This is a genomic window from Geobacillus sp. JS12, from assembly GCF_001592395.1.
Taxonomy (GTDB): domain Bacteria; phylum Bacillota; class Bacilli; order Bacillales; family Anoxybacillaceae; genus Geobacillus; species Geobacillus zalihae.
Genome location: NZ_CP014749.1, coordinates 3632214 through 3646163, shown reverse-complemented (window position 1 = coordinate 3646163; position 13950 = coordinate 3632214). Strand labels below are relative to the sequence as shown.

Annotated in this window: 14 protein-coding genes and 1 riboswitch; of the genes, 8 read left to right on the top strand and 6 right to left on the bottom strand. The window is 52.6% G+C overall.

Going from position 1 to position 13950, the window contains the following annotated elements:
• Window positions 1-149 precede the first annotated feature (149 nt).
• Window positions 150-941: a delta-lactam-biosynthetic de-N-acetylase gene (gene pdaA, locus A0V43_RS17915; RefSeq protein ID WP_063193902.1), complete on the bottom strand. Its 792-nt coding sequence runs from the start codon at window positions 939-941 to the stop codon at window positions 150-152.
• A gap of 180 nt (window positions 942-1121) precedes the next feature.
• Window positions 1122-2669 carry a fumarate hydratase gene (locus tag A0V43_RS17910; RefSeq protein WP_063193726.1) on the bottom strand — a complete coding sequence of 516 codons (1548 nt, stop codon included), beginning with the start codon at window positions 2667-2669 and terminating at the stop codon, window positions 1122-1124.
• Between the two features lie 230 nt (window positions 2670-2899).
• Here A0V43_RS17910 and yfkAB point away from each other — a divergent pair, with 230 nt between their 5' ends.
• Window positions 2900-4024, top strand: a complete 1125-nt coding sequence (gene yfkAB, locus A0V43_RS17905; protein WP_015373939.1) for a radical SAM/CxCxxxxC motif protein YfkAB — start codon at window positions 2900-2902, stop codon at window positions 4022-4024.
• A gap of 29 nt (window positions 4025-4053) precedes the next feature.
• Here the strand turns inward: yfkAB and A0V43_RS17900 are convergent, their stop codons facing one another.
• Entirely contained in the window at window positions 4054-4842 is a 789-nt protein-coding gene (locus A0V43_RS17900; protein WP_015373938.1) for a YfkD famly protein, read from the bottom strand.
• Between the two features lie 152 nt (window positions 4843-4994).
• Complete coding sequence (gene cax / locus A0V43_RS17895; protein WP_011229927.1) at window positions 4995-6047, bottom strand: calcium/proton exchanger; 1053 nt, start codon at window positions 6045-6047, stop codon at window positions 4995-4997.
• Window positions 6048-6193: 146 nt separating this feature from the next.
• Between cax and A0V43_RS17890 the strand changes: the two genes are divergently transcribed.
• Both A0V43_RS17890 and A0V43_RS17885 read left to right on the top strand, forming a co-directional pair.
• Entirely contained in the window at window positions 6194-7327 is a 1134-nt protein-coding gene (locus A0V43_RS17890; RefSeq protein ID WP_063193725.1) for an MFS transporter, read from the top strand.
• Window positions 7328-7451: 124 nt separating this feature from the next.
• A complete protein-coding gene (locus tag A0V43_RS17885) occupies window positions 7452-7598 on the top strand; it encodes a BH0509 family protein (protein ID WP_011229925.1) in 147 nt (48 codons plus the stop codon).
• A gap of 345 nt (window positions 7599-7943) precedes the next feature.
• On the opposite strand, the gene A0V43_RS17880 is transcribed toward A0V43_RS17885, so the two are convergent.
• Both A0V43_RS17880 and A0V43_RS17875 read right to left on the bottom strand, forming a co-directional pair.
• A complete protein-coding gene (locus tag A0V43_RS17880) occupies window positions 7944-8777 on the bottom strand; it encodes a YihY/virulence factor BrkB family protein (protein ID WP_063193724.1) in 834 nt (277 codons plus the stop codon).
• 51 nt (window positions 8778-8828) lie between these two features.
• Window positions 8829-9317: a low molecular weight protein-tyrosine-phosphatase gene (locus tag A0V43_RS17875; protein ID WP_013146347.1), complete on the bottom strand. Its 489-nt coding sequence runs from the start codon at window positions 9315-9317 to the stop codon at window positions 8829-8831.
• Window positions 9318-9665: 348 nt separating this feature from the next.
• Here A0V43_RS17875 and A0V43_RS17870 point away from each other — a divergent pair, with 348 nt between their 5' ends.
• The 5 genes from A0V43_RS17870 to cobA all read left to right on the top strand — a co-directional run bounded on the left by A0V43_RS17870 (window position 9666) and on the right by cobA (window position 13941).
• Window positions 9666-9890 (top strand): DUF1128 domain-containing protein, encoded by a 225-nt coding sequence (locus A0V43_RS17870; protein WP_011229922.1) that lies wholly within the window; start codon window positions 9666-9668, stop codon window positions 9888-9890.
• Window positions 9891-10019: 129 nt separating this feature from the next.
• Window positions 10020-10124, top strand: a riboswitch (SAM riboswitch).
• A 125-nt stretch (window positions 10125-10249) separates the two neighbouring features.
• Window positions 10250-10957 carry a phosphoadenylyl-sulfate reductase gene (locus tag A0V43_RS17865; protein ID WP_063193723.1) on the top strand — a complete coding sequence of 236 codons (708 nt, stop codon included), beginning with the start codon at window positions 10250-10252 and terminating at the stop codon, window positions 10955-10957.
• Window positions 10958-11231: 274 nt separating this feature from the next.
• On the top strand, window positions 11232-12392 hold the full coding sequence (gene sat / locus A0V43_RS17855; RefSeq protein ID WP_015373931.1) for a sulfate adenylyltransferase: 1161 nt from the start codon (window positions 11232-11234) through the stop codon (window positions 12390-12392).
• A 12-nt stretch (window positions 12393-12404) separates the two neighbouring features.
• On the top strand, window positions 12405-13016 hold the full coding sequence (gene cysC, locus A0V43_RS17850; RefSeq protein WP_015373930.1) for an adenylyl-sulfate kinase: 612 nt from the start codon (window positions 12405-12407) through the stop codon (window positions 13014-13016).
• A 148-nt stretch (window positions 13017-13164) separates the two neighbouring features.
• Window positions 13165-13941 carry a uroporphyrinogen-III C-methyltransferase gene (gene cobA, locus A0V43_RS17845; RefSeq protein ID WP_015373929.1) on the top strand — a complete coding sequence of 259 codons (777 nt, stop codon included), beginning with the start codon at window positions 13165-13167 and terminating at the stop codon, window positions 13939-13941.
• Window positions 13942-13950: the final 9 nt, after the last annotated feature.

Sequence of the window (13950 nt, the reverse complement as noted above, 5' to 3'; positions counted from 1 at the left end):
CCTATTATAACGAAAAACGCCCCGTCGAACCAACTTGTTGGCAGGACGAGGCAGCGGCATATGGTTCGGTTGACAGAACGAGGCGGGTTTTCGAATGGTCCGACATAAAACGTTTCGTACCGCTTTTGTGCTCAAGTGATGAAAGCGGCTTACGGGCGAAACACCCACGGGTGAAGGCCGGCCTTTTTGGCCATAAGGTCATCAAGGCTGGCGAACGTATACCCTTGTTTGCGCAAGTCGTCGATCACTTTTGGCAGCGCGTCGGCGTTGTCTTTCGATACAGAGTGCAGCAACAAAATCGCCCCCGGATGGATTTGTTTCATGATTTGGTCATAGGCATATTGCCAGCCGCGCTGACGGTCGGTTTGCCAGTCGACGAACGCCAGCGACCAAAAGACGTGGTAATAGCCGAGCTCGCGGGCGAGAGATAACGTCCGTTCGCTGAAAATGCCGCGCGGCGGGCGAAGGTACATCATCCCTTTTTGCCCGGTCAACTCTTCTGTCTTTTCCTTGACTTTTTCCAGCTCTTCGCGCACCTGCTCATCGCTTTCAGTTGTTAAATCGGGATGATGCCACGAATGGTTGCCGATGATATGCCCTTCCGCCGCCATCCGTTTGACTAAATCGGGCGCGGTTTGCAAATAATGGCCGGTGACAAAAAAGGCGGCCGGCACATGTTTTTCTTTCAAGATGTCCAAAATTTGCGCCGTATAGCCGTTTTCATAGCCGTTGTCAAACGTCAAGTAAATCGTTTTTTCACTCGTATCGCCTAAATAAAACGCGTCATATTTGGCAAGCAGCTCATCGAGCTCTTTTCCCGCCGATGGGGGCTCGTGGTTTTCGCTTCGCTTCAATCCCCAATGGATCGGCGCATTGCTTATGGCAAAAGCAGGGGCGGGAAAAAGCGCGAGCGCTAAAACGAGAGAAATGAGCCATCTCATGCCTAGTTCCTCCTTGGCCGCCATCTTTTCCTCTTTCTTATTGTTTTCACCCCTGACCGCTTTACGCGCGCCATTTTTTGCAAAAAAAAGCCCCAAAAGCGAGCGCTTTGGGGACAGAGAAGAAAACGGGATCAGCTTGTGAATACCAATAGCCATGTGCTTGAAATTCAGCTCTCCCTCTTACTTGAACACCGGTTCTTTGAATTGGGCCAGTTTTTCCAACGATGATTTTTCCACATCTTCATGCAAGCTATTGCCGTGCGAGTCCATTGTAACAACAGCGGTGAAGTTTTCGACGCGCAAATGCCACATCGCTTCGGGGATGCCAAACTCCAGCAAATCAACGCCTTCCACGGATTTGATGCAATCGGCGTAATATTGCGCCGCGCCGCCAATGGCGTTTAAGTACACGCCGCCGTGTTCTTTTAACGCTTGCAGCGTCTTTGCGCCCATGCCGCCTTTGCCGATGACAGCGCGGACGCCGAATTTTTTCATAATGTCGCCTTGATACGGCTCTTCGCGGATGCTGGTCGTCGGGCCGGCGGCTTTGGCGTGCCAGCGGCCGTCTTCGTCTTTTAGCATGACCGGGCCGCAATGGTAAATGATTTGCCCGTTCAAATCGACGGGGGCATCGTGATCCATCAAATATTTATGAATGGCATCGCGGCCGGTGTAAATGACGCCGCTGATGCGGACGACGTCGCCGACGCGGAGCTTCCGCACTTGTTCTTCCGACAGCGGCGGAACGAGATCGATGACGCGCGCCTCTCCTTGTTCAAGCGCCGCGGCCGCTTCCGCTTTTTCCAATTCTTTTGCAAAATCGACGTCTTCGCCGTCTTGGTACAGCCATTCGATGATCTCACCGGTCGCCGGATCGATTTTCACGCCCATGCGCCGGAACGCCCAGCAGTTGTAGGCGACCGAAACGAAGAAGCTCGCCGGGATGCGGTGCATGACGCCGATTTTACAGCCAAGCAGCGTCGATTCGCCGCCAAAGCCCATCGTGCCGATGCCGAGCTTGTTGGCGTTTTCCATAATGTATTCTTCCAGCTGGCGCAATTCTTCAATCGGGTTGACGTCATCAACCGGACGGAACAGCTGTTCTTTGGCGAGCTCATAGCCGGATGAGCGGTCGCCGCCGATGCCGACGCCGATGAAGCCGGCGCTGCATCCTTGCCCTTGCGCTTGGTACACCGCATGCAAAATGCATTTGCGGATGCCGTCCAAATCGCGGCCAGCGCGGCCGAGCCCCTCGAGTTCACACGGAAGGCTGTATTGGATGTTTTTGTTTTCACAGCCGCCGCCTTTTAAAATGAGGCGAACGTCAATGTAATCGTTTTCCCACTGCTCAAATTTAATGACCGGCACGCCTTCCCCTAAATTGTCGCCGCTGTTTTTGCCGGTGAGCGAATCGACCGAGTTCGGGCGCAGTTTGCCGTTTTTCGTCGCTTCGACAATGGCGGCCCGAATCGCTTTTTTCATTTCGATTTGATTGACGCCGACCGGCACTTTGATTTTAAATGTCGGCAAGCCGGTGTCTTGGCAAATGGGAGACACGTTTTCATCCGCCATCTGAATATTCTCGACGATCGTATTGAGCGCCATGGCCGCCCGCGTGCCGGCGTTTTCGCGCGCTTTCGCCCGAGCGATCGCTCGACGGACATCCTTTGGCAGCTTCGTAGATGTTTCCACAATCAAGTCATACATGCTTTGCTGGAATTTTTCCATTTGTCTAAACGCCCCTTCCCCTGTTTATCGTCCATATGCAGTTGTCCCATCTTTTCCTATTATACTCCGTTTTCCAGCGTTGTGTAAAAAATCTTTCTTTTCGATCTCATGATTGTTCCATCCTCATCATACGAATGGGGTAGATGCAAAACATCCAAAACGATTGACAAGCGCTGCTAAGGCGGCTAATAATGAACGATAGGACTTTGTCATGGAGAGAGGAGAAAGTGATGCGTTCATCGACCATACCGGCCATTACGCCGGCGTATGACCCTTGGGAAGCGTACGTCGATATTGAAGAATATGGACAACTACAACTGACGAATATTGAGTTTACCACAACGACGCTTTGCAATATGCGCTGTGAGCATTGTGCTGTTGGCTATACGTTGACAATGAAAGATCCCGAGGCGCTGCCGCTTGATATGTTGCTCCGCCGGCTCGAGGAAATTCCGCATTTGCGGTCATTAAGCATCACCGGCGGCGAGCCGATGCTGTCATTAAAATCCGTCGAACAATACGTCGTTCCCCTTCTCCGCTACGCGCACGAGCGCGGGGTGCGGACGCAGCTGAATTCGAACTTGACGTTGGATTTGTCTCGCTATGAACCAGTCATTCCGTATTTGGATGTGCTCCATATCTCGCACAACTGGGGGACGGTCGACGACTTTGTCGAAGGTGGTTTTGCCATGATGGAGCGGAAGCCGACGCGCGCCCAACGCGAGAAATACTTCCAGCGCATGCTTGACAATGCAAAAGCGCTGGCAAATGCCGGCGTGATGGTATCCGCGGAAACGATGTTAAACAAACGGACCGTCCGCCACTTAGAAGCGATCCACCGCCAAGTTGTCGAGGAAATGGGCTGTCGGCGCCATGAAATCCATCCGATGTATCCGAGCGATTTTGCCAGCGCTTTAGAGACGTTGAGCTTGGACGAATTGCGCGAAGCGATTCACCATTTGCTTGACATTCGCGACGAAAACGTCTGGATGCTGTTTGGCACGCTGCCGTTTTACCCGTGCAGCGACAACGAAGAAGATGTGCGCCTATTGAAGCGGCTGTATGAAAGCAAAAACGTCACCGTGCGCAACGATCCAGACGGACGTTCACGGCTCAATGTCAATATTTTCACCGGCGATGTCATCGTCACCGATTTCGGTGATGAACCGCCGCTTGGCAACATCATTCACGATTCGCTGCCAGACGTGTATGACAAATGGCGGCGCTCAAAGCTTGCTAGGGAGCTTCTTTGCCACTGCCCGTCGGCACGCTGCCTCGGACCGAACGTCCTTGTGAAGCAGACGTATTACCGCGGCGTCGATTTTACGAAGCGGTCCGCGCGCATTGGCCGATAAAAAACGTCAAGGAGCTTTTCCTTGACGTTTTATCTTGGCTGTTCACTCACCACATATGACATGTACAGGCGATCCTGCACCGGAATCCACGCCCCAACCCCCCTTGTCGTCACGTTTTTGACGACAATTTTCTTTTTGTTTCCTTTGAGCACGACGTACACTTCCCCGTATGTTACTTTCCCTTTTTCATTCACCGCCGGAGCGTACGCGTACAAATAACCTATTTTTTTCGCCGGTACGTTGTACGGTTGGTCTTTTTTCGTGCCAAGGCCGACAACCGTGCTGAAAGAGAGCGGCAAGTTCGTCTTTTCCATCGCTTTGTTTAACATCATCCGCTTAACCGCGTCTTCATTCGGCACTTTCACCGTCAACCCGCCGCGGACGTATTTTTGCATTTCTTGTTTATAGTACAACTTTTGCGCCGTATCGCCGCCGCGGTTATCAAGGAAATTCGTGTTGACCTTTTGATATTCCCAGTTCGTCGACGTTTCGATCGACTGGTAATTGAGCGGCCATTGGCCTAAATAAATCGTCGCCCTGAAGCCAATGGCCCATGGCGTGTCGGTCGCCGAAGATTCATTAAAGAGATGGATCAATTCGGGATTCTCAATTTTCACATTCGCCGATCTTAACAGCTGTTTTGTAAACGAGCTCGGTTCCAAATGCGGCAAATCTTGCGTCGGGTTCGGATACGTATTTTCCTTCGATATATCCATCACCGCACCGGGCGCCGGTTTGCCGGCAGCCGCCAGCGCCGAAAACGCCGCCGCATAAAGAAGAAGCACGCTCCCAAACAGCGAAACAGCCCACTTTTTCATCGTCTTCACTCCTTTCTTCCCACGTTATTCACTGTTAGTTTCTTTCAAAATGCGCCGTTTATCCGCGGCGGCGAAAATTTTCCCCGTTTGACGCCCCACTTCCCGCACCCGCAAAAAAAACACCCGGACGGCGAACGCCCGGATGCAGTCACTTACAGCAAGTAAAAACCGATGCCCATGATCGTATAGGCAGCGAGCAATGTTGCGCCTTCAAACCAGTTCGTATCACCATCATTTGACAGCACGATCATCAAAAGGACGGAAGCAGCCATCGCCACCAGCTCAGGAAGTGAAAAGACAAGCGGCATTTTTTCCGGAAACAAAAGCGAAACGAGCACAAGCACCGGCGCAACGAACATGGCGATTTGCAATGTCGAGCCGACGGCAATTTCCACCGCGACATTCATTTTGTTTTTGTACGCCATAATAACCGCGGAAGCGTGCTCCGCCGCATTGCCGACGATGGCCACGATGATGATCCCGATAAACAGCTCGCTCCAGCCGAATGACTCGGCGACCGTTTCAAACGTGTGAACGAGCCGTTCCGATAAATAGGCGACCGCAACCGTCGCCAGCGCCAAAATGGCGGTCGCTTTCCCTTTGCCCCATTCGGGCTCTTCATGTTCTTCCACTTCTTCTGATTTATGCTGATATACGCCGCGATGGGTGACAAGCCGGAAATAAAGGGCAGCGGCGTAAAGCAAGATCATGATGATCGAAATGCCAACGCTCAACGCGACTTGTTCGCTGTGATTCATATGCATGGTAAACACTTCCGGAATGACAAAAGCGATGAAGATGGCAAAAGTCAGCAGCCCGGCATTATGACGAGCATCATAAATGTTGAATTCTTGCCGCTTATATTTTAGTCCGCCGACAAAAAATGATAGCCCAGCCACCAAAAGCAAGTTCCCGAGCACCGAACCGGTTAAGGAAGCGAGCACGACGTCAACGAGTCCAGCCTGCAAGGCAAAAATGGAAATGATCAGCTCGACCGCGTTGCCAAACGTCGCGTTCAACAGCCCGCCAATGCGCGGTCCGGCGACGATCGCCAAGCTTTCCGTCGCTCGCCCCATGTAGCTGGCGAGCGCAATGATCGTCAAACAGTACAACACAAACATCAAGACAGTCGGCCAATGAAGAAACCCGCCGATGACCGACACCGGCACGCCAATCCATGTCATCCAAGCAAACACCTTGTTCATTTCTCTTCCACCTTTCCTCTTGATTGTTTTCGTTGCATTGACCGCCGTTTCTATGTACGATGGATAAGGGCATTCATTCGCCCTGGGAAACATCCGGCCTCGCTTGTTTGATCGGCCGGCGATTTCAACTGAAATGGGGATGCACGATGCGTTTTGCCATCTTAACCGGGATTGTCGCCGTCTCTGGTCTGTCGCAAGGGATGTTGCTGCCGCTTCTGGCGATGCTTCTTGATGAAAACGGCGTCTCTTCGTCCGTTAACGGGGCGCACGCCGCCGCCCTGTATATCGGTGTCTTGACCATTTCGCCATTTTTGGAACGGCCGCTGAGCAAATATGGATATAAGCCGATGATTCTCCTTGGCGCTTCTATTGTAATATGCGCACTCATCCTTTTTCCACTTTTTCCATCGTTTTTCGTTTGGCTCGTTCTTCGCTTTGCCATCGGCATCGGCGATCATATGCTTCATTTTGCGACGCAAACGTGGATTACGGACTTTTCGCCGCCGGCGGAGCGCGGACGGCGGCTGTCGCTGTATGGGTGGGCGTTCGGCCTCGGCTTCACCATCGGCCCGCTGTTGGCTTCACTCGCTTCGGTCGAGAAGGCGCTTCCGTTTTATTTAGCTGCTCTCCTTAGTTTCGCCGGTTGGATCGGCGTCTTTTGGCTGCCGAACGAAAAACCAAAGCCGCTTGAACGCTCTTCGTCGGCGGCCGGTCGGTTTATTGGCGCTTGGAAACAGGCATGGCCAGCGCTTTTGTTGCCGTTTGCGTACGGTTTTTTAGAAGCGGCTGTTCATTCCATCTTCCCGCTGTACGCCTTGCGTGAGCGGATGAGCGCTGAGCAGATCGCCTTCATCTTGCCATGCTTCTCGCTTGGGGGCATCATCTTTCAGCTTCCGCTCGGAGCGCTCAGCGACCGGTTCGGGCGGCGCGAGATCATCACCGGTGCACTCTTGGCCGGCGCCGGTTGTTTTTTGATTGCCCTCACTGTCGGTGCGTCCATGGTTGGGTTGGCTGCCTGTTTGTTCACCGCTGGCATGTTTACCGGTTCGCTCTTCTCGCTCGGCATCGCCTATATGACCGACCTGTTGCCGAAAGAGCTGCTTCCCGCCGGCAATTTGTTGTGCGGGATGCTATACAGTCTCGGCAGCATGACAGGCCCGCCGCTTGCCGGCAGCGTGGTGGATCTCTCTAGTCGCGCCTTTTTCCTTGCGGTCAGCGCTGTCCTCCTCGTTCCGGCCATTTGCCTCGTCAGCCGCCGGGAACAGGAAACAGCGGCTTGACCGTTTTTTTGTTTTTTATTTTTTATTTTTTCAAAAAAATCGTTGACCATTTTGTTCCCTCTGTTATATAATAAAACCAAGATATCAAGTTTCTGTTTTAAAACAGTATAAAGGAGTGGCGATCATGAGCAGAACGGAACGGAAAAATATGATCGAGTTTATCGAAAAAGTGCGGGGATTGTCGCGCGAGGAACTCGCCTATATGACTGATGCAGAAATTGAATACATTTATGAGCGCTATTACCACCATCACGAAGAAATCGTTGAATAAAGCGGCAGCGGCTCGATGTGCCTGTGTTTGCATGAAAGGAAAGGTGCCCTCCAAAAAGGAAGGGCACCTTTTTTTGATTTCCATCTATACACATAAAACGACCGCCGGGGCACAATATTACAATATGTTGTGGTATGTTGAACGAAGAACCACCTTTTGAGACAGGCTTCTTTCAATGATAGCCGTTTTGGCCGTTGGCGCTGCCACTCGTCTTATGCTTTGGTCTGTTTTTTCCTTTTTGCTTCGTGCCCCCGTCTTTTTTCGTATGTTTCGTCATCTTGATCCCCCCTATGCCAAGATCCCTTGCATTGTTACGATATCCCGCCTCGGCACCGTTTATGCACGCTAACGCTGCCGTCTTTTCCCTTCGCGCTCACAGTCAAACATGGCGTTGAGTTCCCCGCCTAAGACAAGAATCATGCCGGACAAATAAAACCAAACCATCAACACGATCATCCCGCCAAGGCTGCCGTACATCGCCGTGTAATCGGCAAAGTTGTTGACATAATACGCGAACGCCAGCGACGCCGCAATCCAGCCGGCGGTGGCAAACAGCGCACCGCGCACGACGTTGACGCAGCGAAGCTGTTTGTTCGGCGCGAAATAATAAAGGGCAGTAAAGACAGCAAACAATAACAGCGAACTCGTCACCCAACGAAATGCATTCCAAACATTCAAAAACTGTTGCGACAACCCGAGAGCAGAGAACAAAAACAGCCCGATTATCCGCCCGAAGACCGGAAGCACGAGGGCAACGATGATGACCATGATCATGCCGAGCGTCAACACAATCGACAGCCCGCGTACGATCCAAAACGGCCGGTCTTCTTGCACATCATAAGCGCGGTTGAATGCCCTCATAATGGCACTCATGCCATTAGACGCTGACCAAATCGCTGCGATGATGCTAAACGACAACAATCCTCCTTTTTGCTCATCGATGAGGCGATGAACGTTCGTCTCAATGAGGTGAAGCGCCTCTTTCGGGGCGTATTGCCGCACGAGCGCAAGCACATCTTCATGCGGAATCGGCAAATACGCCAACAGCGTCATTAAAAACAGCAAAAACGGAAAGAGCGACAGAAGAAAGTAATATGCCAATTCCGCCGACAAGCGCGGGATTTCATCTTCCGTAAAACGGCGGGCCAACTCACGGATGAACGCCAAATTTACGACCATCGGCTGCCCTCCTTCCCCGTTTTTCCCTAGACGGGTGCGCCGCCCTCAAAGTCATTTTGTTTCCTCCACACCAAGTCGATGGTCGCGGATGATCCTCTCAAGCAAATGCTCGCACCCTGAGCGGACGAGGCGATACACTTCGGCAAAATTCCCGGTATAATACGGATCAGGCACATCGTCTTTTTCCCGGTCGGGAACAAAGTCAAGCAACCGGGCGAGCACCGCTTTCGAACGGGAGCCAGCCAATCGGCGCAAATCGTTCAAGTTGGCTGCGTCCATGGCGATGATGTAATCAAATTCTTCCAAGTCACGATGGTTCACTTGCCGGGCGCGGATGCCGGAGTAGTCGATCTTATTTTCCGTCAAAACCCTTCTTGTCCCCACATGCGGCGGCTCACCGACATGCCAGCTGCCTGTTCCCGCCGAATCAACGGCAATCAGACCGTCAAGCCCCCGCTCTTTCACCAAATGACGGAAGACCGCTTCCGCCATCGGCGAACGACAAATGTTTCCAAGACAAACAAACAGCACTTTAATCATCCAAACAGCCACCCTCTCTCTATGTCCACGGTGCTTTCCACCGTTAGTTTTCCTTCATTTCTTTTCATCTAGCCCTTTTTGGCCCTAAAAGGACGGGGATGTCACGACAAAACAACTCCAGCGGGGGAGCGTGTGCGAATGGGCCAACAACTCTCGCGCGCGTTCACGACAACCATTTTGAAGAAAACGCGGTGTTTCACCAACCTTTTAGACTGGCACTATGCATGTGCACCTACATTTTACCACATCATCCGTTTTTCATCAGAAAAGCAAGCCATGCAATCTCTCCCCATTCTTCCTGCACCTATGGTACAATACATAGTAACTTGCCATGAAAGGAGCAAACGAATGGATTTATCAAAACGGTCGGCGGAAAACGTCGCCTACATGATCGAACAGTTGAAGCAAAAGTTGAAAGTGCTGAACTTGGATGCCATCAAGCCGTCCCATTTTTCGGAGGAATGGTACGATGAATTGAGAGACATTTACGAGATGGTGATGAAACGCGAGACGTTCAGCCCAAGCGAAATGCAGGCGATTGTCGAAGAGCTCGGAAGCCTGCGCAAAAAATAACGCTCCCATCTGCTGTTAGGCAGGCAATGCAGCTGTTTCGTATAAAAACAATTCCTATCGAAAAACTATGATTGACATTATCGTCAATTGTGCTAAAATTTTAATCAATTAAATGACATGCGTTGCATACGTTGCTCGAGAGTGAGGGAGGAATGGGCTCAATGAACTCCGACAACCTGCCGCCTATAGCAAAGTGCCAATTCCAGCTAAAGAAGATCTTTAGTAAAATAAGGGGCACCCTTTCTCCCGCTCTTTCTGATTCATGCAAGGAAGGATTTTTGCCGCCGAATTGCCGTTTGGCCGCTATATATCCGACTAATTACGTGGATTTTCTTTGATTTTGTGAGGAGGAGAAACCGATGCTCACGTATGATCAGTGGGAAACGGCGGAAAAACCGTCTTTTCCGTCCGATAATGAAACAAAAGGGGCGCTTGACGTCCTGGCCTGGGCGTATCGCGAATACGGCGATGAGATCGTATACGCGTGCAGCTTCGGCATCGAGGGGATTGTGCTGATTGATCTCATCTCTCGGGTCAAACCGAACGCCGAAATCGTCTTTTTGGATACCGGTCTGCATTTTCCAGAGACGTACGATACGATCGCGAAAGTGAAAGAAAAATATCCGTCGCTTCGCATCGTGATGAAGCAGCCACGCTTGACGTTGGAAGAACAGAAGGCGCAGTTTGGCGACAAGTTATGGAAACGCGACCCGAACAAATGCTGTGAGCTGCGCAAAGTCATTCCGCTGCGCGAGGTGCTGACCGGGGTGACGGCGTGGATTTCCGGCTTGCGCCGCGAGCAATCGCCGACGCGGCGGCATGTCGAGTACATTAACAAAGACGACAAGTTCCGTTCGATTAAAGTTTGTCCGCTCATTCACTGGACGTGGAAAGACGTTTGGAATTACGTGTATAAACACGGCCTTCCGTACAACGTGCTCCACGACCGCGGCTACCCGAGCATCGGTTGCGCCCCGTGCACCGCTCCGGCTACAGATCCGAACGACTTGCGCTCCGGGCGCTGGGCTGGCCAAGGAAAGACGGAATGCGGTCTCCATCTCGCCTAAGGAGAGAACATTGACATGCTCCTTGCCATTGCTTTGATCGCATCCTTTTTCTTCGCCATGAACATCGGGGCAAGCGGCGCGGCGGCCTCGATAGGCGTCGCTGATGAATCGGACGCCATTCCGAATCGTCAAGCTGCTGTTTGACAGCGACGTCTATACGGTCATCGCCATCTTGAGCGTCTGCTTAGCGTCATTAGCCTAAAAAAAAGAGCGCTTGCCTCATGAACATGGCAGCGGCATTTCACAACATCTATCAATCTAGGAGGTTATGAACATGAGCGTAAGCATCCCGCATGGCGGCACATTGATCAATCGTTGGAATCCGGACTATCCGCTTGATGAGGCGACCAAAACGATCGAGCTCTCCAAAGCCGAACTGAGCGACTTGGAGCTGATCGGAACGGGCGCCTACAGCCCCCTCACTGGTTTTTTAACGAAAACGGATTACGACGCGGTTGTTGAAACCATGCGTCTTTCTGACGGCACCGTCTGGAGCATTCCGATCACGCTCGCGGTAACAGAAGAAAAAGCGAAAGAGCTCGCCGTCGGCGATAAGGCGAAACTCGTTTATCGTGGCGACGTCTACGGCGTCATTGAGATTGCTGACATTTACCGCCCGGACAAAACGAAAGAAGCGAAGCTCGTTTATAAAACGGATGAACTTGCCCACCCAGGCGTGCGCAAACTGTTTGAAAAGCCGGATGTGTATGTCGGCGGGGAGATTACGCTTGTCAAACGGACCGACAAAGGCCAATTCGCCGCGTTTTATTTTGATCCAGCGGAGACGCGGAAAAAGTTTGCTGAGTTTGGCTGGAACACCGTTGTCGGCTTCCAAACGCGCAATCCGGTTCACCGCGCCCATGAATACATTCAAAAATGCGCGCTCGAGATCGTTGATGGCCTGTTTTTAAACCCACTCGTCGGCGAAACGAAAGCGGACGATATTCCGGCTGACATCCGGATGGAAAGCTATCAAGTGCTGCTGGAAAACTATTACCCGAAAGACCGCGTTTTCCTCGGCGTCTTCCAAGCTGCGATGCGCTATGCCGGTCCGCGTGAAGCCATTTTCCACGCAATGGTGCGCAAAAATTTCGGCTGCACGCACTTCATCGTCGGCCGCGACCACGCTGGTGTCGGCAATTATTACGGTACGTATGATGCGCAAAAAATCTTCTTGAACTTTACGGCTGAAGAGCTTGGCATTACGCCGCTCTTTTTCGAACATAGCTTTTACTGCACGAAATGCGAAGGGATGGCATCGACAAAAACGTGTCCGCATGACGCGAAATACCATGTCGTCCTTTCCGGCACGAAAGTTCGTGAAATGTTGCGCAACGGCCAAGTGCCGCCGAGCACGTTCAGCCGCCCGGAAGTGGCCGCCGTCTTGATCAAAGGGCTGCAAGAACGCGAAACGGTCGCCCCGTCAGCGCGCTAAAGGAGGATGGCGATGAGCACGAACATCGTTTGGCATCACACATCGGTCACAAAAGAAGATCGTCGCAAGCGCAACGGCCATCATAGCGCCATCCTTTGGTTCACCGGGCTGTCCGGCTCCGGCAAATCGACGGTGGCCAATGCCGTCTCCAGACGACTGTTTGAGCTCGGCATTCAGAATTATGTCTTAGACGGCGACAACATCCGGCACGGGCTCAATAAAGATCTCGGCTTTTCCGCCGCCGACCGGACGGAAAACATCCGCCGCATCGGCGAAGTGGCAAAGCTGTTTGTCGACAGCGGCCAGTTTGTGCTGACGGCGTTCATCTCGCCGTTTGCCGAAGACCGGGCGCTCGTCCGCCGCTTAGTCGAAGAAGACGAGTTTATCGAAATTTACGTCAACTGCCCGCTTGAAGAATGCGAAAAGCGCGATCCGAAAGGGCTGTATCAAAAAGCTCGCCGCGGGGAAATCCGTGAATTTACGGGCATCGACTCGCCGTACGAAGCGCCGGAAGCACCGGAGCTGACGATCGAAACACACCGTTATTCGGTTGACGAATGTGTCGAGCAAGTGCTCGCCTACCTGCGCGAGCGAGGAATGATCCCGGATGCGAAAACAGACTGATTCCCTCGTCCTCTGCCAAAAAAGAACGGGAGGTCATTTGACAAGGTCGTTTTCATCCCAAGGCAGACCATTTACAATAAAAGCAGCCGAGCATCCATGCCGTTTTCCGGCGGCTGGCTGAATCATGCACGAAGGGGCTGAAACAACGATGGGCAAAGTATATCTTGTCGGCGCCGGCCCCGGCGACCCGGAACTCATTACCGTCAAAGGATTAAAATGCATCCAGCAGGCGGATGTCATTTTGTACGACCGTCTTATCAATGAAGAGTTGCTTTCATATGCCAAGCCGGACGCCGAACTCATCTTTTGCGGCAAGCTGCCCGGCTTCCATGCCATGCAGCAGGAAACGATCAACCATGCGCTCGTCTGGCATGCCAAAAAAGGAAAAACGGTCGTCCGCTTAAAGGGCGGCGATCCGTTCGTGTTCGGGCGCGGCGGCGAAGAGGCCGAGGCGCTGGCCAAACATGGGATCGAATTTGAGATCGTTCCCGGCATCACCTCCGCCATCGCGGCGGCGGCTTACGCCGGCATCCCTGTCACCCATCGCGCGTTCAGCTCAAGCGTCGCCTTTGTCACCGGGCATCGGCGCGACGGAAGTCGTGACGAGATCAAATGGGAAAGCCTCGCCAAAGGCATCGATACGATCGCCATTTACATGGGGGTTCATCACTTGCCATACATTTGCGGCCAGCTGATGAAATACGGCAAAGCGCCGGAGACGCCGGCGGCGGTCATCGAATGGGGAACGACAACGGCTCAGCGCACCGTCACCGGCACACTCGCGACGATCGCCGGAATCGCCGCCAAAGAAAACATCCAAAATCCGAGCATGATCATGATCGGAGACGTCGTCCGGCTGCGGGCCAACATTCAATGGTTCGAACGGTTGCTTGCGTCATCGGCAGCCGCTGAGGCAACATCGTGAGGCGATGGC